The 23,217-nt window shown below is 65.8% G+C and carries 35 protein-coding genes; all 35 read right to left on the bottom strand.

Going from position 1 to position 23,217, the window contains the following annotated elements:
• Positions 1-124: 124 nt before the first annotated feature.
• Complete coding sequence (locus O4G76_RS01105; protein WP_269395586.1) at positions 125-1,474, bottom strand: replication-associated recombination protein A; 1,350 nt, start codon at positions 1,472-1,474, stop codon at positions 125-127.
• A 91-nt stretch (positions 1,475-1,565) separates the two neighbouring features.
• Positions 1,566-2,177, bottom strand: coding sequence for an autoinducer binding domain-containing protein (locus tag O4G76_RS01100; RefSeq protein WP_269395585.1), 612 nt, complete (start codon positions 2,175-2,177; stop codon positions 1,566-1,568).
• 154 nt (positions 2,178-2,331) lie between these two features.
• Entirely contained in the window at positions 2,332-2,751 is a 420-nt protein-coding gene (gene rplQ, locus O4G76_RS01095; protein WP_269395584.1) for a 50S ribosomal protein L17, read from the bottom strand.
• Between the two features lie 109 nt (positions 2,752-2,860).
• The gene (locus tag O4G76_RS01090) at positions 2,861-3,877 is read right to left on the bottom strand and encodes a DNA-directed RNA polymerase subunit alpha (RefSeq protein ID WP_269395583.1); all 1,017 of its coding nucleotides are present in this window, start codon (positions 3,875-3,877) and stop codon (positions 2,861-2,863) included.
• Positions 3,878-3,992: 115 nt separating this feature from the next.
• Positions 3,993-4,385 carry a 30S ribosomal protein S11 gene (gene rpsK, locus O4G76_RS01085; RefSeq protein ID WP_072780049.1) on the bottom strand — a complete coding sequence of 131 codons (393 nt, stop codon included), beginning with the start codon at positions 4,383-4,385 and terminating at the stop codon, positions 3,993-3,995.
• 12 nt (positions 4,386-4,397) lie between these two features.
• A complete protein-coding gene (gene rpsM, locus O4G76_RS01080; protein ID WP_085894966.1) occupies positions 4,398-4,766 on the bottom strand; it encodes a 30S ribosomal protein S13 in 369 nt (122 codons plus the stop codon).
• 213 nt (positions 4,767-4,979) lie between these two features.
• On the bottom strand, positions 4,980-5,645 hold the full coding sequence (locus tag O4G76_RS01075) for an adenylate kinase (RefSeq protein WP_306467148.1): 666 nt from the start codon (positions 5,643-5,645) through the stop codon (positions 4,980-4,982).
• Positions 5,642-7,015, bottom strand: coding sequence for a preprotein translocase subunit SecY (gene secY / locus O4G76_RS01070; protein WP_085894967.1), 1,374 nt, complete (start codon positions 7,013-7,015; stop codon positions 5,642-5,644). Before secY ends, O4G76_RS01075 begins: the two co-directional genes overlap by 4 nt.
• A 106-nt stretch (positions 7,016-7,121) precedes the next feature.
• Positions 7,122-7,598: a 50S ribosomal protein L15 gene (gene rplO, locus O4G76_RS01065; RefSeq protein ID WP_269395582.1), complete on the bottom strand. Its 477-nt coding sequence runs from the start codon at positions 7,596-7,598 to the stop codon at positions 7,122-7,124.
• Between the two features lie 134 nt (positions 7,599-7,732).
• Entirely contained in the window at positions 7,733-8,524 is a 792-nt protein-coding gene (locus tag O4G76_RS01060) for a DUF2182 domain-containing protein (RefSeq protein ID WP_269395581.1), read from the bottom strand.
• Positions 8,517-9,155 (bottom strand): DUF1326 domain-containing protein, encoded by a 639-nt coding sequence (locus O4G76_RS01055; protein ID WP_269395580.1) that lies wholly within the window; start codon positions 9,153-9,155, stop codon positions 8,517-8,519. The genes O4G76_RS01060 and O4G76_RS01055 overlap by 8 nt, the downstream gene beginning before the upstream one ends.
• A gap of 181 nt (positions 9,156-9,336) precedes the next feature.
• Positions 9,337-9,522, bottom strand: a complete 186-nt coding sequence (gene rpmD, locus O4G76_RS01050) for a 50S ribosomal protein L30 (RefSeq protein ID WP_017928033.1) — start codon at positions 9,520-9,522, stop codon at positions 9,337-9,339.
• Between the two features lie 11 nt (positions 9,523-9,533).
• Positions 9,534-10,091: a 30S ribosomal protein S5 gene (gene rpsE, locus O4G76_RS01045; protein WP_021693348.1), complete on the bottom strand. Its 558-nt coding sequence runs from the start codon at positions 10,089-10,091 to the stop codon at positions 9,534-9,536.
• Between the two features lie 11 nt (positions 10,092-10,102).
• A complete protein-coding gene (gene rplR / locus O4G76_RS01040; protein ID WP_269395579.1) occupies positions 10,103-10,462 on the bottom strand; it encodes a 50S ribosomal protein L18 in 360 nt (119 codons plus the stop codon).
• A gap of 11 nt (positions 10,463-10,473) precedes the next feature.
• On the bottom strand, positions 10,474-11,007 hold the full coding sequence (gene rplF, locus O4G76_RS01035) for a 50S ribosomal protein L6 (protein WP_085894971.1): 534 nt from the start codon (positions 11,005-11,007) through the stop codon (positions 10,474-10,476).
• Positions 11,008-11,019: 12 nt separating this feature from the next.
• Complete coding sequence (rpsH, locus tag O4G76_RS01030; protein ID WP_085894972.1) at positions 11,020-11,412, bottom strand: 30S ribosomal protein S8; 393 nt, start codon at positions 11,410-11,412, stop codon at positions 11,020-11,022.
• Between the two features lie 13 nt (positions 11,413-11,425).
• The gene (gene rpsN / locus O4G76_RS01025) at positions 11,426-11,731 is read right to left on the bottom strand and encodes a 30S ribosomal protein S14 (protein WP_017928028.1); all 306 of its coding nucleotides are present in this window, start codon (positions 11,729-11,731) and stop codon (positions 11,426-11,428) included.
• 21 nt (positions 11,732-11,752) lie between these two features.
• Complete coding sequence (gene rplE, locus O4G76_RS01020; RefSeq protein WP_085894973.1) at positions 11,753-12,316, bottom strand: 50S ribosomal protein L5; 564 nt, start codon at positions 12,314-12,316, stop codon at positions 11,753-11,755.
• Positions 12,316-12,621, bottom strand: coding sequence for a 50S ribosomal protein L24 (rplX, locus tag O4G76_RS01015; RefSeq protein ID WP_269395578.1), 306 nt, complete (start codon positions 12,619-12,621; stop codon positions 12,316-12,318). The genes rplE and rplX overlap by 1 nt, the downstream gene beginning before the upstream one ends.
• Positions 12,621-12,989: a 50S ribosomal protein L14 gene (rplN, locus tag O4G76_RS01010; protein WP_017928025.1), complete on the bottom strand. Its 369-nt coding sequence runs from the start codon at positions 12,987-12,989 to the stop codon at positions 12,621-12,623. Before rplN ends, rplX begins: the two co-directional genes overlap by 1 nt.
• Positions 12,990-13,065: 76 nt before the next feature.
• Positions 13,066-13,296, bottom strand: a complete 231-nt coding sequence (gene rpsQ / locus O4G76_RS01005; RefSeq protein ID WP_085894975.1) for a 30S ribosomal protein S17 — start codon at positions 13,294-13,296, stop codon at positions 13,066-13,068.
• A 4-nt stretch (positions 13,297-13,300) separates the two neighbouring features.
• Entirely contained in the window at positions 13,301-13,516 is a 216-nt protein-coding gene (rpmC, locus tag O4G76_RS01000) for a 50S ribosomal protein L29 (RefSeq protein WP_085894976.1), read from the bottom strand.
• 168 nt (positions 13,517-13,684) lie between these two features.
• Positions 13,685-14,197 (bottom strand): GNAT family N-acetyltransferase, encoded by a 513-nt coding sequence (locus O4G76_RS00995; RefSeq protein WP_269395577.1) that lies wholly within the window; start codon positions 14,195-14,197, stop codon positions 13,685-13,687.
• A 193-nt stretch (positions 14,198-14,390) separates the two neighbouring features.
• Positions 14,391-14,804, bottom strand: coding sequence for a 50S ribosomal protein L16 (gene rplP, locus O4G76_RS00990; protein ID WP_085894978.1), 414 nt, complete (start codon positions 14,802-14,804; stop codon positions 14,391-14,393).
• Positions 14,805-14,818: 14 nt separating this feature from the next.
• Positions 14,819-15,526 carry a 30S ribosomal protein S3 gene (gene rpsC / locus O4G76_RS00985; protein ID WP_085894979.1) on the bottom strand — a complete coding sequence of 236 codons (708 nt, stop codon included), beginning with the start codon at positions 15,524-15,526 and terminating at the stop codon, positions 14,819-14,821.
• Positions 15,526-15,906, bottom strand: a complete 381-nt coding sequence (gene rplV / locus O4G76_RS00980; RefSeq protein WP_085894980.1) for a 50S ribosomal protein L22 — start codon at positions 15,904-15,906, stop codon at positions 15,526-15,528. Before rplV ends, rpsC begins: the two co-directional genes overlap by 1 nt.
• Positions 15,907-15,909: 3 nt before the next feature.
• Positions 15,910-16,188 carry a 30S ribosomal protein S19 gene (rpsS, locus tag O4G76_RS00975; RefSeq protein ID WP_085894981.1) on the bottom strand — a complete coding sequence of 93 codons (279 nt, stop codon included), beginning with the start codon at positions 16,186-16,188 and terminating at the stop codon, positions 15,910-15,912.
• A gap of 3 nt (positions 16,189-16,191) precedes the next feature.
• On the bottom strand, positions 16,192-17,034 hold the full coding sequence (rplB, locus tag O4G76_RS00970) for a 50S ribosomal protein L2 (RefSeq protein WP_085894982.1): 843 nt from the start codon (positions 17,032-17,034) through the stop codon (positions 16,192-16,194).
• A gap of 149 nt (positions 17,035-17,183) precedes the next feature.
• Positions 17,184-17,480, bottom strand: a complete 297-nt coding sequence (locus tag O4G76_RS00965) for a 50S ribosomal protein L23 (RefSeq protein WP_085894983.1) — start codon at positions 17,478-17,480, stop codon at positions 17,184-17,186.
• Positions 17,477-18,094: a 50S ribosomal protein L4 gene (gene rplD, locus O4G76_RS00960; RefSeq protein ID WP_085894984.1), complete on the bottom strand. Its 618-nt coding sequence runs from the start codon at positions 18,092-18,094 to the stop codon at positions 17,477-17,479. Before rplD ends, O4G76_RS00965 begins: the two co-directional genes overlap by 4 nt.
• Positions 18,084-18,899, bottom strand: a complete 816-nt coding sequence (gene rplC, locus O4G76_RS00955) for a 50S ribosomal protein L3 (protein ID WP_269395576.1) — start codon at positions 18,897-18,899, stop codon at positions 18,084-18,086. The genes rplD and rplC overlap by 11 nt, the downstream gene beginning before the upstream one ends.
• 11 nt (positions 18,900-18,910) lie before the next feature.
• Positions 18,911-19,225, bottom strand: coding sequence for a 30S ribosomal protein S10 (gene rpsJ, locus O4G76_RS00950; RefSeq protein WP_021693211.1), 315 nt, complete (start codon positions 19,223-19,225; stop codon positions 18,911-18,913).
• A 133-nt stretch (positions 19,226-19,358) separates the two neighbouring features.
• Positions 19,359-20,534 (bottom strand): elongation factor Tu, encoded by a 1,176-nt coding sequence (gene tuf, locus O4G76_RS00945; protein ID WP_269395565.1) that lies wholly within the window; start codon positions 20,532-20,534, stop codon positions 19,359-19,361.
• Positions 20,535-20,594: 60 nt separating this feature from the next.
• The gene (gene fusA / locus O4G76_RS00940; protein ID WP_269395575.1) at positions 20,595-22,718 is read right to left on the bottom strand and encodes an elongation factor G; all 2,124 of its coding nucleotides are present in this window, start codon (positions 22,716-22,718) and stop codon (positions 20,595-20,597) included.
• 18 nt (positions 22,719-22,736) lie between these two features.
• A complete protein-coding gene (gene rpsG / locus O4G76_RS00935; protein ID WP_085894988.1) occupies positions 22,737-23,207 on the bottom strand; it encodes a 30S ribosomal protein S7 in 471 nt (156 codons plus the stop codon).
• Positions 23,208-23,217 lie beyond the last annotated feature (10 nt).

Genomic DNA, 23,217 nt, shown 5'->3' with positions numbered 1-23,217 from the left:
GGCTGTCCTCACCGGCGGGGTGTGGTTGTGCCGGCCCGGCTTGTCAAGCGCCGCCCCTGTTCATCTTTCCCAAATACGCCGGGGGAGGCCGCCGGCCGGGGGCAGCGCCCCCCCCCCTGCCGGGCTACCGCCCTTCGCCCCGCCTGCGCTTCTCGCGCAGGCCGGAGAAGAACTCGACCCGCTTGCGGAGTTCGCGCTCATGGCCGCGATCCACGGGGGTGTAGTAGACCGGGCGCTTCATGGTCTCGGGGAAGTAGTTCTGCCCCGAGAAGGCATCCTCGGCGTCGTGGTCGTAGTCGTAGCCCTTGCCATAGCCCTGTTCCTTCATGAGACGGGTGGGGGCATTGAGGATATGCTTGGGCGGCGGCTCGGAGCCTGTCTTGCGCGCCTCGGCCATGGCCGCCTTGAAGGCGGCGTAGCCGGCATTGGATTTCGGCGCGAGCGCGAGGTAGATCACCGCCTGCCCCAGCGCCAGATCGCCCTCGGGCGAGCCAAGCCGCTCATAGGTCTCCCATGCATGCAGGCAGATCGTCTGCGCCTGCGGGTCGGCAAGTCCGATGTCCTCGACCGCCATGCGGGTGATGCGCCGCGCGAGATAGCGCGGGTCCTCGCCACCGGTCAGCATCCGCGCCAGCCAGTAGAGCGCGGCATCCGGATCGGAACCGCGCACGGATTTGTGCAGCGCCGAGATGAGGTTGTAGTGCTCGTCCCCGGACTTGTCGTATTTCGCGGCGCGCTTCATCAACCGGGTGGTCAGCGCCTCGACCCCGAGCCGCGTCTCGGTCTTCCACGCCGCCACCTGCTCGATCAGGTTCAACAGCGCCCGGCCATCGCCGTCCGCCATTTCGAGCAGCGCTTCGCGCGCCGCTCCGTCGAGCGGCAGCGATCGGCCCAGCTCCTTTTCCGCGCGCTGGGCAAGGCGTTCGAGATCGGCGAGGTCGAGCCGGGTCAGCACCAGCACCTGCGCCCGGCTCAGGAGCGCCGCGTTCAGTTCGAACGAGGGGTTCTCGGTGGTGGCGCCGACGAGGAGGATGGTGCCATCTTCCATATGCGGCAGGAAACCGTCCTGCTGCGCCTTGTTGAAGCGGTGGATCTCGTCGACGAAAAGCAGCGTGCCGCGCCCCTGGCCGCGCCGAAGCTTGGCCGCCTCGAACACCTTCTTGAGATCGGCCACGCCCGTGAAGATCGCGCTGACCTGCACGAAGGCGAGGTCGGTGGCGTCCGCCAGAAGCCGCGCAATGGTGGTCTTGCCGACGCCCGGCGGGCCCCAGAGGATCAGCGAGGAAAGCGATTTGGCGGCGAGCATGGCGCCCAGAGGGGCCTCGGGCCCCAGCACCTGCTCCTGCCCGATGACGTCACCGAGGCTGCGCGGTCGCAGCCTGTCGGCCAGCGGCCGGTGCCCCGACGGTTCGGGCGCAGCCGCCGGAGCGCGCTCCTGCTGGATGTCGGGCAGGTTGTCGAACAGATCGGCCATGCCCCAAATCTAGTACGCCTGTGGATAACTGCCAAGGGATTTGGTATCGCTACCGAAATCTTGGGGGAGGTAGGCAGGGAATAGCCGATCCTCAGAGCAGGCGGTAATCCCGCGCCCGCTGCACGGCTTCGGTGGTGGTCCGCGCGAGAAGCGTCGAGCGCGCCGAGGCGAGACGCGCCTTCAGCGCGCTCTCGGAAATCCCGAGCTTGGCCGCGGCGGCGGCATAGCGATCCCCCTCGGCGACGCAGCGCAGCGCCTCGACCTGCGCCTTGCTGAGCGCGGTGGGTGGCTCGGTGATCTTGTGCAACTGGATGATCAGCCGCTCGAACTCGGCCATCTCGTCATCGGTGAATTCGCGATCCGCGCGGCTGGCCGAGGCAATCGTCCGCGACTTCATCGGGCCGCAGGACACAGCGAAGCCATAGACCATGCCGAAGCTGCGCGCCTGTCCGAAGATGTCGAAGGGATCGGGGATCTCGATCTCGCTCCAGCGGCAGCGCCCAGTGGTGCTGAAGCCCCAGGCGATCACCGGATCGCGCAGCGCGTAGGCTTCCTCGGTATAGCGCTCGGTCCAGGCCTCGGGATAGGTCTGGTGGCTCAAAAGCGGCAGCGCGAAACGGATATGCAAAGCGAAGAAGAACCCCCCTGGAGCAAGGGCCTCGAGCTTGCGCGTCTGGATGTCGATTCCGGCTCTGAGAGACATGGCGCCCTGATCAGCTGATATATTTAAAGGATAACAGGCATCTATGCCTTGGATACGGCGCCATTCCGCGCCCAAGCCCATGACGTGACGGCAGAATCGAAAACGCCTCGCCCTTTGCGGGGCGAGGCGTTTCCATATCACTACCGTGGCGCGATCACTCGGCCGCGGCGTCTTCGGCCTCGAGCCGGGCGCGGTCGGCCGCGCCCTTGGCGTCGACGTCGCGATCGACGAATTCGATGATCGCCATCGGCGCCATGTCGCCATAGCGGAAGCCGGCCTTCAGCACGCGGACATAGCCACCCTGACGCTCGGCGTAGCGCGGCCCGAGGACCTCGAACAGCTTGGCGACGTGGGCGTCCTGCTTGAGCTGCGCCGCGGCCTGACGGCGGGCGTGCAGGTCACCGCGCTTGCCCAACGTGACGAGCTTCTCGATCACGCGACGCAGGTCCTTCGCCTTGGGCAGCGTGGTCTTGATCTGCTCGTGCTCGATCAGCGAGCCGGCGAGGTTGGCGAAGAGCGCCTTGCGGTGCTCGTGGGTACGGTTCAGGCGGCGGTAGCCACTTCCATGACGCATTGGGTATCTCCTTTAGCGTTTTGCTTTGTCCGGCGGTCGATGCGTGTCGACCGCTCTCCTTGGGGCGGGATGCCCGGGTGCGGGGAGGGTTTCCCCTCCCCTACGAGTCTCAGAACTGGTCTTCGAACTTCTTGGCCAGATCTTCGATGTTGTCCGGCGGCCAGTCCTCGACGTCCATGCCGAGATGCAGGCCCATGCCCGAGAGCACCTCCTTGATCTCGTTCAGGGACTTGCGGCCGAAGTTCGGGGTGCGGAGCATCTCGGCTTCGGTCTTCTGGATCAGGTCGCCGATATAGACGATGTTGTCGTTCTTCAGACAGTTCGCCGAACGCACCGACAGCTCGAGCTCGTCGACCTTCTTGAGCAGCAGCGGGTTGAACTCGAGACCGTCGTCGAGCGCGCCGGCCGAGGCCGATTCCGGCTCGTCGAAGTTGACGAAGATCGACAGCTGGTCCTGCAGGATGCGGGCGGCATAGGCCACGGCGTCATCCGGGGTCAGCGAGCCGTCGGTCTCGACCTTCATGGTCAGCTTGTCATAGTCGAGCACCTGCCCCTCGCGGGTCGGCTGCACGTCGTAGGACACCTTCTTGACCGGCGAGTAGATCGCGTCGATGGCGATCATGCCGATCGGCGCGTCCTCGGGCTTGTTGCGGTCGGCCGCGACGTAGCCCTTACCGGTGTTGACGGTCAGCTCCATGTAGAGGTTGGCGCCGTCGTCGAGGTGGCACAGCACGTGATCCTTGTTGAGGATCTCGATGCCCGCGGATTCGGAGATGTCACCGGCGGTGACGACGCCCGGGCCGGTCGCCTGGACGGAGAGGCGCTTGGGGCCCTCGACTTCCATGCGGATCGCGACGCCCTTGAGGTTCAGCACCACGTCGGTCACGTCCTCGCGGACGCCCGAGATCGAGGAGAACTCGTGCAGCACGTTGTCGATCTGAACGGAGGTGATGGCCGCACCCTGGAGCGACGACATCAGCACGCGGCGCAGCGCGTTGCCGAGCGTCAGGCCGAAGCCGCGCTCGAGCGGCTCGGCGACCACGGTGGCCTGCCGTGCCGGATCGTTGCCCGGCTTGACGTCGAGCTGCGTCGGCTTGATCAGCTCGGCCCAATTCTTGTGGATCATGCGTCCCTCCATTCCTGTCCGTGCTCCATGGTCCCGAAGAGCCGGACGCCCGAGGTTTCAAAATGACGGATCGGGGCCGCGCAGACAGGCGCGGCCCCGAACAAGTGGTATTGCCTCAGACGCGGCGGCGCTTCGGCGGGCGGCAGCCGTTATGGGCGATCGGCGTCACGTCGCGGATCGACGTGATGTTGAAGCCGACGGCAGCCAGGGCGCGCAGCGCGCTCTCGCGGCCCGAACCGGGGCCCTGCACTTCGACTTCCAGCGTCTTCACGCCGTGTTCCTGCGCCTTGCGGCCCGCGTCTTCGGCGGCGAGCTGGGCGGCGTAGGGGGTCGACTTGCGCGAGCCCTTGAAGCCCATGGTGCCGGCGGACGACCAGGAGATCGCGTTGCCCTGCACGTCCGAGATCAGGATCTTGGTGTTGTTGAACGAGCTGTTCACATGCGCCACGCCTGCGGCGATGTTCTTGGAGACCTTCTTCTTGCCTCCGCGACGGGTATCACGTGCCATGGATGCGTCCCCTTATTTCTTCTTGCCGGCAATGGCCTTTGCGGGGCCTTTGCGGGTGCGAGCATTGGTGTGGGTACGCTGGCCGCGGACCGGCAGGTTGCGACGGTGGCGCAGGCCACGGTAGCAGCCGAGATCCATCAGGCGCTTGATGTTCATCGTGGTTTCGCGACGCAGGTCGCCTTCCACGGTGAGGTTGGCGTCGATGTGCTCGCGGATCGCCAGAACCTCGGCGTCGGAGAGATCGTTGACCCGGCGGGTCACGTCGATGCCGACGGCTTCGCAGATCTGGCGGGCGGTGGTGTCACCGATGCCGGTGATATAGGTGAGGGCGATCGGAACCCGCTTCGCGGTCGGGATGTTCACGCCGGCAATACGTGCCACGTTTAGCGTCCTTTCGTTGCGGCTCCGTGATGCCGGAGCCTTTTTTCACAACTGAGGCCCGGAAGATCCGGGCCGCATCCTGCGAGGTGATCCGCGCGGATCCGGGAGCGACCCGACAATTCGCGCGAAATGATTCCCTTTCGGGATGGGGCTGTCTATGGGCTGCCGGGCAGAGGGTCAAGCCCCCTGCCCCGGGGCTGGCCGGAACCGGCCTCAGGCGTCCTGGGTCTGCTGCCCCAGAAGACCGGCGATCTCGGCCGAAACCTCCTCGATCGCGGCCAGACCGTTTACGCTCTCGAGCTGGCCCTTGGCATGGTAGTAGCCGATCAGCGGCGAGGTCTGCTTGTAATAGGCCAGAAGCCGGGTGCGCAGCGCCTCCTCGTTGTCGTCGGCACGGCGCTTGATCTCGGTCGAGCCGCAATTGACGCAGACGCCGTCCGCCGGCACCGGGCGGGTCACGTCGTGATAGACCTCACCGCAATTGCCACAGGTAGAACGACCGGTGATGCGCGAAACCAGCACCTCGTCATCGACCCGCATCTCGATCACGTGGTCGAGCTTCTGTCCCAGTTCCGCCAGCAGCGCGCCGAGCGCATCGGCCTGCGCAAGGGTGCGCGGGAAGCCGTCGAAGATGTAGCCGCCCGAGGCGCCGCCGGAGGTCAGTTTCTCGCGGATCAGCCCGATGACGATCTCGTCGGTCACCAGCTCGCCGCGATCCATGACGGCGGCGACGCGCTGGCCCATCTCGGTGCCGGAGGAACGCGCCTCGCGCAGCATGTCACCGGTCGAGAGCTGCACCATGCCACGCTCTTCGACCAGACGCTTGGCCTGCGTGCCCTTGCCCGCGCCCGGCGGCCCCAGAAGAATGATGTTGATCATCGACGTGCTGGCCCCCTCGCCTTGGTCTTGTTCGTCTTGCCACCGCGCCGGCCGCGCAGCTGCGATTTCTCGATCAGCCCCTCGTACTGATGCGCGAGCAGATGGCTTTGGACCTGCTGGATCGTGTCCATGCCGACCGAGACGATGATCAGGATCGAGGTGCCACCGAAGTAGAACGGGATCGCCAGCTGGCTGCGCAGGATCTCGGGCAGCAGCGCCACGAGGGCGAGATAGGCCGAGCCCAGCACCAGAATCCGGTTCAACACGTACTCCAGGTATTCCGAGGTCCGCTTGCCGGGCCGGATGCCGGGGATGAAGCCGTTCTGGTTCTTCAGGTTGTCGGCCACGTCATCGGTCTTGAACGCCACTTCGCGGGTATAGAAGTAGGTGAAGAAGATGATCATCGCCGCGAAGAAGATCAGGTAGAGCGGCTGGCCCGGCCCGAAATAGGCAAGGATCGTCGACATGACCGGGCCGGTGGAGCCGCCCGAGAAGGTCGAGAGCGTGGTCGGCAGCAAGAGCAGCGCCGAGGCGAAGATCGCCGGGATCACGCCGGCCGGGTTCACCTTGATCGGCAGGTGCGAGGAGCCGCCATCATAGACCTTCATGCCGACCTGGCGGCGCGGGTACTGGATGTGGATCTTGCGCAGGGATCGCTCCATGAACACCACGAAGGTCAGCACCCCGATCACCATGGCGATCACCAGAAGGATCACCGCGGGGGAGATCGCGCCGGAGCGGCCCTGGCTCAGGAACTGTGCCAGCGCTGCCGGAATCTCGGCGATGATGCCGACGAAGATGATCAGCGAGATGCCGTTGCCGATGCCGCGCGCGGTGATCTGCTCGCCCAGCCACATCAGGAACATGGTGCCGCCGACGAGGGTGATCATCGTCGAGGCACGGAAGAACAGGCCCGGATCGGTGACGAGGTCGCCCGCCTCGAGCGAGACGGCAAGGCCGTAGGCCTGGAAGGTCGCCAGCACCACGGTGAAGTAGCGGGTGTACTGGTTGATCTTCTTGCGCCCCTGCTCGCCCTCTTTCTTGAGCTGCTTGAGCGGCTCGTACATCGAGGCCATGAGCTGCACGATGATCGAGGCGGAGATGTAGGGCATGATGCCGAGGGCGAAGATGCCCATCCGGCTCAGCGCGCCGCCGGTGAACATCGACAGGATGCCGCCGATGCCGGAGGCCGCGCCTTCCATGAAATTGCGCAGCGCGGCGCCGTCGATCCCCGGCACGGGGATGAAGGTGCCGAGCCGGTAGACGATCAGGAGACCGATCGTGAAGAGGATCCGCTGACGGAGCTCGGTGGCCTTGCCGAAGGCCCCCCAGCTCATGTTGGCGGCCATCTGTTCTGCTGCTGATGCCATCGGGGCTCTCTTGTCATGTCAGCGCCGCCGGACCGGGGTCTTCCGGTCGGCGGCGCGGGAACAGTCGGTGACGGGGGCGGGGAGCGCAAGGCCCCCCGGCCACCGATTATTCGGCGGCGGCCGCCGGCGCGGTGACGGTGAGCTTGCCGCCCGCCTTCTCGACCGCCTCGATCGCGCCCTTGGACGCACCGGTGACGGCGATGTTGGCCTTGGAGGTGAACTCGCCCTTCGACAGGACGCGGATGCCATCGCGCTTGCGACGGATCAGGCCCGACGCGACCAGCGCGTCCTCGGTGATGTCCTGAGCGGCGTCGATCTTGCCGGCGTCGATGAACTTCTGGATCAGGCCCAGGTTGACGACGGCGTATTCGCGGCGGTTCGGCTTGTTGAAGCCACGCTTGGGCAGACGCTGGTAGAGCGGCATCTGGCCGCCCTCGTAGCCCTTGATGGCCACGCCCGAACGGGATTTCTGACCCTTGATACCACGGCCGCCCATCTTGCCGGTGCCGGAGCCCGGACCACGGCCGACGCGCTTGGCTTTCTTGGTCGCGCCCGGATTGTCGCGCAGTTCGTTGAGTTTCATGTCGCTTCTCCTTGATGCCGGAACTGCCCCCCAGCGACGGATGGAGCAAACACGGCGTGACGAATGGGATTCGGCCCGCAAAGGGGCACCGGCGGCGTATACGACCCTCGGGCCCGGGTTTCAAGCGCCCTGCCCTATGGCAGGAGCACGAGTCCCCCGGACACCAGTAGCAGCGCACCGGTGATCCGCCGCCATGCCGCTCCGCCGGGAGCCAGCTTTTCGAGCAGCACCAGCAGTGCCAGACCGGCGATCCAGAGCGGGCTCATCACTCCGCCCACGAAAAGCAGCAGCATCAGCGCCCAGCAGCAGCCAAGGCAGTACCCGCCGTGACCGAGGCCCACGGTCAGTGCGCCGTGCCAGCCTGGCCCACGATGCCGGATCAGCCAGTCGACCGGGGATCGGCAATGCCGCAGGCAAGCCGCCTTGGCAGGGCTGAGTTGCCAGATCCCGGCGGCCAGCAGCAACGGGCCGGACAACCCGTCGCTGGCGCTCGCCATACCTGCTGTCAGCAGCCCGGCCCGCGACAGCAGGAACTGCGCCACCGTCGCAGCGAGGCTGAAGCCGAACCAGACCAGCAGGTAGCCCGCCACGAAGATTGCCGTCGCAGGGAAAGGCGCGGTGCCGCTGGCGCGCCGGTTCAGCGCGGCCACGAGCAGGATCACGGGCGTGGCCGAGGGCAGCATCATCGCCACCATCATCACCCACCACATGACGATCATCGCCAAGCCATGACTTAGGGACCGGTCGAAGCCAGCCGGGGCCGCCTCGTCCCCGTGCCCGGGCATCATGCCGTCGCGCGGCATCACGCCACCCCCCGCCAGCGTGTAGGCCCATGCCAAAAGGCAGATCGCCGCCACTAGAACGATGCAGAGCCCACGGTCGCGCCGCAGCAGTCCCGCCAATGTGGCGGGCGCCGTTTCAGGCATGGACGACGCCCTGACCGCTGTGATGCAGCCGGTTGAACTGCCCATAGCTGTCGGAGAGGTCCAGCGCGATGGCGCTGTCGGCGCCGCTGCGCGACGTGGCGCTGCCGATCTCGGCCAGCTCGAACTCGATGCCGCCGGGGATCTGGATCCGCACCCGATGCTCGCCATCCGAATGCGGCGGCCGGATCGGCCGACCCTCGCCGGTGAGCACCCCGGGGATCGAGAGCCGGGCGCGGCGGGCCTCGATGTCGAGGTCGAGATCGATCGGCCGATACAGCGTTGGGTGGAGGAGGTCCGACATGGCCCGGAACACCCACCAGTGGGTGGCCGCCTCCTCGGTCTCCTCGCCATGCAGCACGCGTTCGAGCGCGTCGCGCTGGTCGGCCGCCGCGCGCTCGTCGATCACCGCCTGCAACTCCCCGCCCCCTTCGAAGATCGGACCGGGCCATGCGTAGAGCAGCGCGATCCTCAGCCCGTCGAGACGGATGTCGCCGAAATGGCCGGTGTCGATGCTGAGCGCCTCGAAGCCCCTGCAATGGCCATGGCTGGGCAGATCCTCGAACTGGCACGGGCAGCCATAGCCGCAATTGCAGTTTCCGAAGGAACTGCCCTCGATGGACCAGTCGATCATGGCCGCCTCCCCTGCTGGGAACCGCCCGCCCACGCGGGGCGGGATCGAGGCCGGGCCGGACCGCCGCGCGGCCGCGAACCTGACGCAATCATAGCAGCGCCGTCCGAGTCGCGGGAGATCCCATGCGAAAGGGGCGCCGCGGTTTCCCGCGACGCCCCTCCATTCGCGCCGAGCCGGTGGCTCAGGCTTTCTCTTCGACGATCTGCACGAGGTGCGGGATCGAGTTCACCATGCCGCGCACCGAGGGGGTGTCCTCGAGCTCGCGGGTGCGGTGCATCTTGTTGAGTCCAAGGCCCTTCAGCGTGGCACGCTGCGAGGCGGGGCGACGGATCGGCGAGCCGATCTGCTTGACGACGATGGTTGCCATGTCCGCTCTCCTCAGGCTTCGGCGACTTCGGCGCCGGCCTCTTCGGGCTTGCGCAGAATGTCGGCGACCTTCTTGCCGCGACGCTGGGCGACCGCACGCGGCGACTGCTCGGCGCGGAGGCCGTCCAGCGTGGCGCGGATCATGTTGTACGGGTTCTGCGAGCCGAGCGACTTGGACACGACGTCCTGCAGGCCCAGCATCTCGAACACCGCACGCATCGGGCCGCCGGCGATGATGCCGGTACCCGCCGGAGCGGCACGCATCACGACGCGGCCGGCGCCGTGGCGGCCTTCCATGTCGTGGTGCAGGGTCCGACCCTCGCGCAGCGGCACGCGGATCAGGTTGCGGCGCGCCTGCTCGGTGGCCTTGCGGATGGCCTCGGGGACCTCCTTGGCCTTGCCCTTGCCGAAGCCGACGCGGCCCTTCTGGTCACCGACGACGACGAGCGCCGCGAAGCCGAAGCGCTTGCCGCCCTTGACGGTCTTCGAGACCCGGTTGATCGCCACGAGACGATCGGCGAATTCCGGGTTCTCGTCGCGGTCGCGGCGACGGTTGTCACGTTCTGCCATGTTACGTCTCCTCAGATCTTCAGGCCGGCGTCACGGGCCGCATCAGCGAGCGCCTTGACCTTGCCGTGGAACAGGAAGCCGCCGCGGTCGAAATAGGCTTCGGACACGCCGGCCGCCTTCGCACGCTCTGCGATCGCCGCACCGACCTTCGCGGCCGCCTCGACGTTGTTCTTCCCGACGATGCCCAGATCCTTCTCGAGCGAGGAGGCCGAGGCGAGAGTGACGCCGTTGACGTCGTCGATCAGCTGCACGCTGATGTTCTTGTTGCTGCGGTGCACGGAGAGGCGCGGCCGCCCCGCATTCACCTTGCGCAGCTTGCTCCGGACGCGCTGACGGCGCTTCAGGAACAGTTCCCGTTTGCTGTTTGCCATTTTTCGCGTCCTTACTTCTTCTTGCCTTCCTTGCGGAAGATGAACTCGCCCTTGTAGCGGATACCCTTGCCCTTGTAGGGCTCGGGCGCACGCCACTCGCGAATGTTCGCCGCAACCTGGCCAACCTGCTGCTGGTCGATACCCTCGACCACGATCTCGGTCTGCTTGGGCGCCGTGACCGTGACGCCCTGCGGCACCTCGAAGTTCACGTCGTGGCTGTAGCCGAGCGCCAGCTTCAGGGTGTTGCCCTGCATCTGCGCGCGGTAGCCCACGCCCTGAATCTCGAGCTCTTTCTTGAAGCCCTCCGAGACGCCGGTGACGAGGTTCTGCACCATCGAGCGGGACATGCCCCACTGCTGACGGGCGCGCTTGGACAGGCCGCGCGGCGTGACCGAGATCGCGCCGTCCTCGAGCTTCAGCGTGACGTCGTCGGTGGCGGTGAAGCTGCGGGTCCCCTTGGGGCCCTTCACCTCGACCGTCTGGCCGGAGACGTTGGCGGTCACGCCGCTGGGCAGAGCGACCGGGCGTTTACCGATACGAGACATTCCGGACCCTCCTTAGAATACGGTGCAAAGCACTTCGCCGCCGACATTGGCTGCGCGTGCGTTTGCATCCGACATCACGCCGCGGGGCGTGGAGACGATCGAGACGCCGAGACCCTGACGCGGAGCCGGGAGGTCCTGGACGCTCATGTAGACGCGGCGGCCGGGCTTGGACACGCGCTTGAGCTCGCGGATCACCGGTGCGCCTTCGTAGTAGCGCAGGCTGATCTCGAGCGCGGGGTGCCCGTCCTTGCCGGTCGTCTTCTCGTAGCCGCGGATGTAGCCCTCGTCCGCGAGGACGTCGAGCACCCAGGCGCGCAGCTTGGAGGCGGGGGTGATGACGGTGGACTTGTGACGCATCTGCGCGTTGCGGATGCGGGTCAGCATATCACCGATGGGATCGTTCATCTGTGGACCCTCCTTACCAGCTCGACTTGACCATGCCGGGGATTTCCCCGTTCGAGCCGAGCTCGCGCAGCATGATCCGGCTGAGTTTCAGCTTGCGGTAATAGGCGTGCGGACGCCCCGTCAGCTGGCAGCGGTTGTGAAGACGGGTGGGCGAGCTGTTGCGCGGCAGTTGCGCGAGCTTCAGGTTCGCCTTGAAGCGCTCTTCCACGGGCTTGTCTTTGTCGTTCGCGATCGCCTTGAGCTCGGCGCGCTTGGCGGCATATTGCGCCACCAGACGCTCGCGCTTCTTCTCGCGTTCGATCATGGATTTCTTGGCCATATCTCTCTTTCCTCCCGCGGATCAGCTGTTGAACGGCATGTTGAAATGCTTCAACAGCGCCTTCGCTTCCGCGTCGGTCTTCGCGGTGGTGCAGATGACGATGTCCATGCCCCAGACCTCATCGACCTTGTCGAAGTTGATCTCCGGGAACACGATGTGCTCCTTCAGGCCCATGGCGTAGTTGCCACGGCCGTCGAAGCTCTTGCCCGAGACGCCGCGGAAGTCGCGGATCCGGGGCATCGCCACGGTGATCAGGCGATCGAGGAATTCGTACATCCGGTCGCCACGCAGGGTCACCTTCGCACCGAGCGGCATGTCCTCGCGGACGCGGAAGCCGGCGATCGACTTCTTGGCCTTGGTGACGACGGCGCGCTGACCGGCGATCGTCGAAAGATCGTCCTGGGCGGACTTGGCTTTCTTGGAATCGCGGACGGCCTCGGCCCCGGCACCGATGTTCAGGACGATCTTGTCCAGGCGCGGGATCTGCATGTCGTTCTTGTAGCCGAACTCTTCGCGGAGCTTGGCCTTGATCTCGTCGGCGAAGGTCGCCTTGAGACGCGGGGTGTAGTTCGCGGTATCGAGCATCAGATCACGTCCCCGGTGGTTTTGGCGAAACGCACCTTCTTGCCGTCTTCCTCGCGGAAGCCGACGCGGGAGGCTTTGCCGTTGGCATCGACGATGGCCAGGTTCGACAGCTGGATCGGCATCGCCTTGGGCTGGCGGCCACCCTGGTCGGTCTGGCTCTGCTTGACGTGGCGGATCGCGACGTTGATGCCCTCGACCACGGCCTTGCCGGCCTTCGGGTCGACGGACTGGATCTCGCCGGTCTTGCCCTTGTCCTTGCCGGTCAGGACGACGACCTTGTCACCTTTGCGGAGTTTGGCAGCCATTACAGCACCTCCGGCGCGAGCGAGATGATCTTCATGAAGTTCTTCGCGCGCAGCTCGCGAACCACCGGCCCGAAGATACGGGTGCCGACCGGCTCGTTGTTGTTGTTGAGGATGACGGCCGCGTTGCGGTCGAAGCGGATCGAAGTGCCGTCTTCGCGGCGAACTTCCTTGGCGGTGCGCACGACGACGGCCTTGCGGACGTCACCTTTCTTCACGCGGCCACGGGGGATCGCTTCCTTGACGGACACCACGATGATGTCGCCGACCGACGCATACCGGCGGTGCGAACCGCCGAGGACCTTGATGCACTGCACCCGGCGTGCGCCGGAGTTGTCAGCGACATCCAGATTGGTCTGCATCTGGATCATGGGTTTCTCCCGACCTTTGGGGGGCTCTCGATGGCCTTCTCCCCAGGGTTTCGTTCAAGCTGGAAGATGAGGCGCCTTACTCGGCGATCACTTCCCAGCGCTTGGTCTTGGACTTCGGGGCGCACTCCTGAATGCGGACGGTATCGCCGACATTGAAGGTGTTCGCCTCGTCGTGAGCCCGGTACTTCTTGGACTTACGGATCGTCTTCTTCAGAACCGGATGCGTGAAACGACGCTCGACCGAAACGGTGACGGTCTGCGCGTTCTGGTTCGAGGTCACGACGCCTTGCAGGATGCGTTTGGGCATGGGCTCAGGCCTCCGTGCCGGCGGCCGCGGCCGCCTTCTGGTTCAGAATGGTGTGGATACGGGCGACGTCACGCTTGACGACGCGCATCCGCGCGGTGTTCTCGAGCTGGCCGGTGGCCTGCTGGAAGCGCAGGTTGAACGCTTCTTTCTTCAGATCGACAAGCTGCTCGCGGAGCTGGTCCGCGGTCTTGTCGCGGAGTTCCTTGGCATGGAGCGCCATGGGGCTTTCCTTTCGACATCACCGGAAGGCCCCTTTCATCATCGAGAGGGTCACCCTGATTCCGGTGGACTAGGTGAATGAGCGCTGTCCCTAGACGACATGGGCACAGGATGCAAACCCTTTCTCCCGCAAGGGCGCCGCAGCCGCGGACCGGGGTCATGGTTCGGGCTACACGCGGTGGCGGTGCCGCCATATCTCGGTGTCGGGCCAGCGGGCATGGTGTCTCTCGAAGCGCGCACCCAGCCGTCGGGCGACCGCCTTCGAGCGGTGATTGGCGGGATCGATATAGCTGGCCGGGGGCGGCCAGCCCAGATCCTCCAAGAGATCGCGCACCGCCATGGCCGCCTCGGTGGCATAGCCCCTGCCCTCATGGCCCTCCCAGAGAAGCCAGCCGATCTCGGCCTCGTCCCAGCCTTCGGGATGCCAGACGCCGGCCAGTCCGATCGGAACATCGTGGTGCAGCAATGTGTAATTGCCGAACCCCTTGATGTCCCAAAGTGCCAATTCGACGCAGAACGCCTTGAACGCCTCCGGACGGTCCAGCGGCCCCAGAGCCATCGCCGAGCGTGGGCTGGCGTAGAAGCCGATATAGGGCTCGAGATCGCAGGGCTCCGGTCGCCGCAGCACCAGCCTCTCGGTCCGCAGCCGTTCGGGGATCAGCGCTCCATCGATGCCGGACATGGCGCCTCCTCGCGGCGAGGCGCATGCGCCGCGCCGCCGCTCGTAGCATGAGGCATCATACCAGAATGGCACTCGGGCAAGGCGGCTTGTGACCAGGCATCCACTTTGGTCAGAGGCGCGGAACGAGAAAGCCCCCGCCGAGCGCTCGGCGGGGGCCTCTTTGTCGTCGTCGGAGCCGGAGCTCCGGACCGGCTTACCAGTCCTCGCGAACCACGGTGCGGGTCTTGATCGGCAGCTTCATCGCAGCAAGGCGAAGAGCTTCGCGGGCGATTTCCTCGCTCACGCCGTCGATCTCGAACATCACCCGGCCCGGCTTGACCTTGGCGGCCCAGAAATCGACCGAACCCTTACCCTTACCCATCCGGACTTCGGTGGGCTTGGAGGTCACGGGCGTGTCCGGGAAGATCCGGATCCAGACCCGGCCCTGACGCTTCATGTGACGGGTCAGGGCGCGGCGGGCAGCCTCGATCTGACGCGCGGTGATGCGCTCGGGCTGCACGGCCTTCAGGCCATAGGCGCCGAAGTCCAGGTTGAAGCCACCCTTGGCCTCACCGTGAATGCGGCCCTTGTGCTGCTTGCGGAACTTGGTGCGCTTCGGTTGAAGCATGTCTCAGCCCTCCCTTACCGGCGGCCGCCGGCGCCGCGAGGCACGGGGCCTTCCTGCAGCTCGGCCTGTTTGCGGTCACGCGCCTGCGGATCATGCTCCATGATCTCGCCTTTGAAGATCCAGACCTTGATCCCGATGATGCCATAGGGGGTCTCGGCTTCGGACAGCGCGTAGTCGATGTCGGCGCGCAGCGTGTGCAGCGGCACGCGGCCCTCACGGTACCATTCGGTCCGCGCGATCTCGGCACCGCCGAGGCGGCCCGCGACGTTGACGCGGATGCCCAAGGCACCCATGCGCATCGCGTTCTGCACCGCGCGCTTCATGGCGCGGCGGAACGAGACACGACGCTCGAGCTGCTGGGCGATGGACTCGCCGACGAGCGCAGCGTCGAGCTCGGGCTTGCGGACCTCGACGATGTTGAGGTGCAGCTCGGACTTCGTCAGGTTCGACAGCTTCTTGCGCAGCGTCTCGATGTCCGCGCCTTTCTTGCCGATGATGACGCCCGGACGCGCGGCGTGGATCGTGACCCGGCACTTGCGGTGCGGGCGCTCGATGATCACGCGGCTGATGCCGGCCTGCTTGGCTTCCTTCTTGATGAAGTCCTTGATCTTGAGGTCTTCGAGAAGAAGATCGCCGTAGTCCTTGGTGTCGGCGTACCAGCGGCTGTCCCAGGTCCGGTTGACCTGAAGCCGCATGCCGACGGGATTGACCTTGTTACCCATTAGGCTTGCTCCTCGACCTGGCGGACCTTGATGGTGAGTTCCGAGAACGGCTTGACGATCTTGCCGAACCGGCCACGGGCCCGCGGACGGCCGCGCTTCATGATCAGGTTCTTGCCGACCCAGGCCTCGGCGACGACCAGCTCGTCGACGTCGAGGTTGTGGTTGTTCTCGGCGTTCGCGATCGCGGATTGCAGGCACTTCTTGACGTCGCCGGCGATGCGCTTCTTCGAGAAGGTCAGGTCCGACAGGGCCTTCTCCACCTTCTTGCCGCGGATCATCGCGGCAACGAGGTTGAGCTTCTGCGGGCTGGTGCGCAGCATCCGGGTCTTGGCCATCGCCTCGTTATCGGCGACGCGGCGGGGATTCTTGTCCTTGCTCATGGCTTACTTCCGCTTCGCTTTCTTGTCGGCGGCGTGACCGTGATAGGTGCGGGTCGGCGAATACTCACCGAACTTCTGACCGATCATGTCTTCGCTGACGTTGACGGGGATGTGCTTGTGACCGTTGTACACACCGAAGGTCAGTCCCACGAACTGGGGCAGGATCGTCGAACGGCGCGACCAGATCTTGATCACTTCGTTGCGGCCGGACTCGCGCGACGCTTCGGCTTTCTTGAGCACGTAAGCATCGACGAAAGGGCCTTTCCAAACAGAACGAGCCATGTGTTAACGGCCTTTCTTGCGAGCGTGGCGCGAACGAAGGATGAGCTTCGACGACGCCTTGTTCTTGTCACGGGTGCGCGCACCCTTGGTCGGCTTGCCCCACGGCGTCACCGGGTGACGGCCGCCGGAGGTCCGGCCCTCACCACCGCCATGCGGGTGGTCGATCGGGTTCATCGCGACGCCGCGAACGGCGGGGCGCTTGCCGAAGTGGCGGTTGCGACCGGCCTTGCCGAGATTCTGGTTCGAGTGGTCCGCGTTCGAGACCGCACCGACCGTCGCCATGCATTCCTGGCGCACGAGCCGCAGCTCGCCCGAGGACAGACGGATCTGGGCGTAGCCGCCGTCGCGACCGACGAACTGGGCGTAGGTGCCCGCCGAACGTGCGATCTGGCCGCCCTTGCCGGGCTTCATCTCGATGTTGTGGACGATCGTGCCGATCGGCATGCCCGAGAAGGGCATCGCGTTGCCGGGCTTGATGTCGACCTTGGCGCCGGCCACGACCTTGTCACCGATCGAGACGCGCTGCGGCGCCAGGATGTAGGCCTGCTCGCCGTCCTCGTACTGGATCAGCGCGATGAAGGCGGTACGGTTGGGGTCGTATTCGATGCGGGCGATGACCGCCTGCATGTCGAACTTGTTGCGCTTGAAATCGACGATCCGGTAGAGGCGCTTCGCACCACCACCACGACGACGCATCGTGATCCGTCCGGTGTTGTTCCGGCCGCCCGACTTGCTCAGACCCTCGGTGAGGGCCTTGACGGGGCGTCCTTTCCAAAGCTCCGAACGGTCGATCAGCACCAGCCCGCGCTGGCCCGGCGTCGTCGGCTTGTACGACTTGAGTGCCATGCTTTGTGTCTTCCGTTGCTTTGCGGGCCACCAGGGCCCGGTCGTTGAAGGGCCCCGAAGGTCCCCGATTCAAAGGGCCCCGAAGGTCCCCCGGTTGTCAAAAGGAGCGGCCCCGGACGAATCCGGGGCCGCGCCGATGGGGTCACCTATTAGAGACCGGTCGAGACGTCAATGCTGTTGCCCTCTTCGAGGGTCACATAGGCCTTCTTGACGTCCTTGCGGGTGCCCAGCGTGCCGCGGAACCGCTTGACCTTGCCCTTGGTGACGACGGTGTTGACCGCCTTCACCTTGACCTGGAACAGGGCCTCGACGGCTTCCTTGATCTGCGGCTTGTTGGCGTCGATCGCCACCTCGAAGACCACCGCGTTGGCCTCGGAGGCCAGGGTCGCCTTCTCGGTGATGACCGGCTTGCGGATCACGTCGTAATGTTCGGGTTTCGCGCTCATTTCAGGCGAGCCTCCAGAGCTTCGACAGCCGCCTTGGTGAGCACCAGCGTGTCACTGCGGAGGATGTCGTAGACGTTGGCGCCCATCGAGGGGAGCACGTCCAGGTTGGCGATGTTGCGCGCGGCCTGGGCGAAGCCCTCGTTGATCGCCGCGGCGTCGATGACCAGCGCCCGCTTCCAGCCGAGGTTGGCGACCTGCTTGGCGAGCACCGAGGTCTTGCCCTCGGTCTCGATGCTGTCGAGAACCACCAGCTCACCGGCCTTCACCTTCGCCGAGAGGGCGTGCTTGAGGCCGAGCTTGCGGAACTTCTTGGTCAGGTCGTGCTCGTGGCTGCGCGGCGTCGGGCCCTTGTAGGTGCCACCGTGCCGGAAGATCGGCGCGCCCTTGGAGCCGTGACGTGCGCCACCGGTGCCCTTCTGGCGGTAGATCTTCTTGGTCGAGTAGCTGACCTCGGAGCGGCCCAGCGTCGAGTGCGTACCCTGCTGGGTACGCGCACGCTGCCAGCGCACGACGCGGTGCAGGATGTCGGCGCGCGGCTCGAGACCGAAGATCGCGTCGTCGAGATCGACGGAGCCCGCGGAGGCGCCGTCCAGCTTGATCGCTTCAGCCTTCATTGTTCTCACCCTTCTCAGCGGTGTCGATCGCGGCCTGCTCGGCCTCGGCAGCGGCCTTGGCGGCGGCTTCCTCGGCAGCCGCGGCCTCGGCGGCGGCCTCGTCGGCGAGACGCTTGGCTTCGTCGGCATGGCTCTTCAGCGCGGCCGGGAAGACCACGTGCTCGGCCAGCGGCTTCTTCACGGCGTCCTTGACCGTGACCCAGCCACCCTTGCCGCCCGGCACCGCGCCCTTGACCATGATCAGGCCACGCTCGGCGTCGGTCTTGACGACCTGGAGGTTCTGGGTGGTCACGCGGGCGGCGCCCATGTGACCGGCCATCTTCTTGCCCTTGAAGACCTTGCCCGGGTCCTGACACTGACCGGTCGAACCGTGCGAACGGTGCGACACGGACACGCCGTGGGACGCGCGCAGACCGCCGAAGTTGTGGCGCTTCATCGCACCGGCAAAACCCTTACCGATGGAGACGCCCGATACGTCGACGAACTGGCCTTCGAAGTAGTGCGCGGCGATGATTTCCTCGCCCACCTCGATCAGGTTCTCGGGGGCGACGCGGAACTCGGCGACCTTGCGCTTGGGCTCGACCTTGGCGGCGGCGAAGTGGCCGCGCATCGGCGCGCTGACGCGCTTGGCCTTGGCGGTGCCGGCACCCAGCTGAACGGCGGTATAGCCGTCACGCTCGATCGTGCGCTGCGCCACGACCTGCAGGTTGTCGAGCTGGAGCACGGTCACCGGGACCTGCTTGCCGTCCTCGAGGAACAGGCGGGTCATGCCCACCTTCTTGGCGATGATTCCGGAACGCAACATCGTTACCCCCCTCAGACCTTGATTTCGACGTCGACGCCGGCGGCCAGGTCGAGCTTCATCAGCGCGTCCACGGTCTGCGGGGTCGGATCGACGATGTCGAGCAGCCGCTTGTGGGTGCGGATCTCGAACTGGTCACGGGATTTCTTGTCGATGTGCGGTCCACGGAGCACCGTGAACTTCTCGATCTTGTTGGGCAGCGGGATCGGCCCGCGGACCGAGGCGCCGGTGCGCTTGGCGGTGCTGACGATCTCCGCGGTGCTGGCATCCAGCACGCGGTAGTCGAAAGCCTTGAGCCGGATACGGATATTCTGGCTTTGGGCGGCCATGTTGTTCCCCTTCAAGGGTTCGGGTTGAGAGGTCGGCCGGGCGGAATTGCCGGTCCACGTCGAACCCGTCGGAAAAGTGGTGCGGGGCGGGCGAAACACCCGCCCCGCGGCGACGTCCCGGTAAGGGGCGTCCTTACTCGATGATTTTCGACACGACGCCGGCGCCGACGGTGCGGCCGCCTTCGCGGATGGCGAAGCGCAGGCCGTCTTCCATGGCGATCGGCGCGATCAGCTCGACGTTGAACTTCAGGTTGTCGCCGGGCATCACCATCTCGGTGCCCTCGGGGAGGACGACGGTGCCGGTGACGTCGGTGGTCCGGAAGTAGAACTGCGGGCGGTAGTTCGCGAAGAACGGGGTGTGGCGGCCGCCCTCTTCCTTGGTGAGGATGTAGGCCTCGGCCTCGAACTTGGTGTGCGGCGCCACCGACTTGGGCTTGCACAGCACCTGGCCGCGCTCGACGCCGTCACGGTCGATGCCGCGCAGCAGCACGCCGACGTTGTCGCCCGCCTCGCCGCGGTCGAGCAGCTTGCGGAACATCTCGACGCCGGTGCAGGTCGACTTCTTGGTGTCGCGGATGCCGACGATCTCGATCTCGTCGCCGACATTGATCACGCCACGCTCGACGCGGCCGGTCACCACGGTGCCGCGGCCGGAGATCGAGAACACGTCCTCGATCGGCATCAGGAACGGCAGGTCGACGGCGCGCGCCGGGGTCGGGATGTACTCGTCGACCGCCTTCAGCAGCGCCTTGATCGAGTTCTCGCCGATCTCCTCGTCGCGGCCTTCCATGGCGGCGAGCGCCGAGCCCTTGATGATCGGGATGTCGTCGCCCGGGTAGTCGTAGGACGACAGCAGCTCGCGGATTTCCATCTCGACGAGCTCGAGCAGCTCCTCGTCATCCACCTGGTCGACCTTGTTCATGTAGACGACCATGTAGGGGATGCCCACCTGGCGACCGAGCAGGATGTGCTCGCGGGTCTGCGGCATCGGGCCGTCGGCGGCGTTCACCACCAGGATCGCGCCGTCCATCTGCGCCGCGCCGGTGATCATGTTCTTCACGTAGTCGGCGTGGCCGGGGCAGTCGACGTGGGCGTAGTGCCGCGTCTCGGTCTCGTACTCGACATGCGCGGTCGAGATGGTGATCCCGCGGGCCTTCTCCTCCGGCGCGCCGTCGATCTGGTCGTAGGCGCGGAAGTCACCGAAATACTTGGTGATCGCCGCCGTCAGCGTCGTCTTGCCGTGGTCCACGTGACCGATGGTCCCGATGTTCACGTGCGGTTTGGTGCGTTCGAATTTTGCCTTGGCCATGATTGGCTCCTTCAAATTGTCAGGCGTCGTGATGGCGGGGCCCGGGAGCCCCGCCGACCGTCACGCGTACTTCTTCTGGATCTCTTCCGAGATGTTCTGCGGCACCGGCTCGTAGTGATCGAAGATCATCGAGAACTGGGCACGTCCCGAGGTCATCGACCGCAGCGTGTTGATGTAGCCGAACATGTTGGCGAGCGGCACGAAGGCGTTGATCACGTTGGCGTTGCCGCGCGTGTCCTGCCCCTGCACCTGGCCCCGACGCGAGGTCAGGTCGCCGATGACGCCACCGGTGTACTCCTCGGGCGTCAGCACCTCGACCTTCATCATCGGCTCGAGCAGCTTGGCGCCGGCCTTGCGCAGACCTTCACGCATGCACATCCGCGAGGCGATCTCGAAGGCGAGCACCGACGAGTCGACGTCGTGGAACTTGCCGTCCAGCAGCTCGACCTTGAAGTCGATCACCGGGAAGCCCGCGAGCGGACCGGAGTCCATCACCGACTTGATGCCCTTCTCGACGCCCGGGATGTATTCCTTGGGCACCGCGCCGCCGACGATCTTCGACTCGAACGAGTAGCCCTCGCCCGGCTCGGTCGGCATGATGTTGAGCTTCACCTCGGCGAACTGGCCCGAACCACCCGACTGCTTCTTGTGGGTGTAGGTGTGCTCCACGGCGTGACCGATGGTCTCGCGGTAAGCCACTTGCGGCGCGCCGATGTTCGCCTCGACCTTGAACTCCCGCTTGAGGCGGTCGACCAGGATGTCGAGGTGGAGTTCGCCCATGCCCTTCATGATCGTCTGGCCCGACTCGAGGTCGGTCTCGACGCGGAAGGACGGGTCCTCGGCGGCAAGCCGCTGGAGACCGGCGGACATCTTCTCCTGGTCGGCCTTGGTCTTCGGCTCGACCGCGATCTCGATGACCGGATCGGGGAAGGTCATGGTCTCGAGGACGACCTGGTTCTGGGGATCACACAGGGTGTCGCCAGTGGTGGTCTCCTTGAGGCCCGCGAGCGCGATGATGTCGCCGGCAAAGGCTTCCTCGATCTCTTCGCGGTTGATGGCGTGCATCATCATCATCCGACCGACACGCTCGCGCTTGCCCTTGGTCGAGTTCATCATGGTGTCGCCCTTCTTCACCACGCCCGAATAGATGCGGGTGAAGGTCAGCGAACCGACGAAGGGGTCGTTCATGATCTTGAACGCCAGGCCCGAGAAGGGCTCGGAATCGTCGGCATGACGCGGGATGTTGCGGGTCTCGGTCTCGTCGTCCGGCGAGAAGCCCATATAGGCGGGCACGTCGAGCGGCGAGGGCAGGAAGTCGATGACGGCGTTCAGCAGGGGCTGCACGCCCTTGTTCTTGAACGCGGAACCAGCGGCCACCGGCACGAAGGCGAGCGACAGCGTGCCCTTGCGGATCAGCTGGCGCAGGGTCGGCTCGTCGGGCTCTTCGCCCTCGAGATAGGCCTCCATCGCGGCATCGTCCTGCTCGACGGCATTCTCGATGAGCGTGGCGCGCCACTCGGCGGCGACGTCCTGAAGCTCGGCACGGATCGGCTGACGGACCCAGGACGCGCCCAGGTCTTCACCCTTCCAGACCCACTCTTCCATCTTGATCAGGTCGACGATGCCTTCGAGGTTGTCCTCGGCGCCGATCGGCAGCGCGATCGGGACCGGGGTCGCCCCGGTGCGGTCCTTGATCATCTTCACGCAGTTGAAGAAGTCGGCGCCGATCTTGTCCATCTTGTTGACGAAGACGATGCGCGGGACCTTGTAGCGGTCGGCCTGACGCCAGACGGTCTCGGTCTGCGGCTCGACGCCGGCGTTGGCGTCGAGAAGGCAGATCGCACCGTCGAGCACGGCCAGCGAACGCTCGACTTCGATGGTGAAGTCGACGTGGCCGGGCGTGTCGATGATGTTGAAGCGGTACTTGGTATCCGAAGTGCCCTCGGCGGTCGGATCTTCCTGGCGCTGCCAGAAAGTGGTCGTCGCCGCGGACGTGATCGTGATGCCGCGTTCCTGCTCCTGCTCCATCCAGTCCATGGTCGCGGCGCCGTCATGGACTTCGCCGATCTTGTGGGACTTGCCGGTGTAGAAGAGGATCCGCTCGGTCGTGGTGGTCTTGCCGGCATCGATGTGGGCCATGATGCCGAAGTTGCGGTAGCGCTGCAGAGGATAGTCGCGTGCCATGTCTGGACTCCTTCCCGCTTACCAGCGGTAGTGGCTGAACGCCTTGTTCGCGTCGGCCATCTTGTGAGTGTCTTCGCGCTTCTTCACCGCGGTGCCGCGGCCGTTCACTGCGTCGAGCAGCTCGCCGGCCAGGCGCTCTTCCATGGTGTTCTCGTTGCGCTTCGCGCTGGCATCGATCAGCCAGCGGATCGCCAGCGCCTCGCGGCGCTCGGGGCGGACTTCGACGGGGACCTGGTAGGTCGCACCGCCGACGCGGCGCGAGCGGACCTCGACCGACGGCTTGATGTTGTCGAGCGCCTCGTGGAACACCTCGACGGGCTCCTTCTTGAGGCGGGTCTCGACCCGGTCGAACGCGTTGTAGACGATGCGCTCGGCGACGGCTTTCTTGCCGTCGATCATCAGGTTGTTCATGAACTTCGTGACGACCCGGTCGCCGAACTTGGCATCGGGCAGGATCTCACGTTTCTCGGCGGCGTGACGACGCGACATGGCGCTCTCT

Origin of the sequence: Limimaricola sp. G21655-S1 (assembly GCF_027213785.1) — a bacterium.
Taxonomy (GTDB): domain Bacteria; phylum Pseudomonadota; class Alphaproteobacteria; order Rhodobacterales; family Rhodobacteraceae; genus Limimaricola.
The sequence above is the reverse complement of the archived record's forward strand: the minus strand, read 5'-3'. Positions and strand labels throughout refer to the sequence as shown.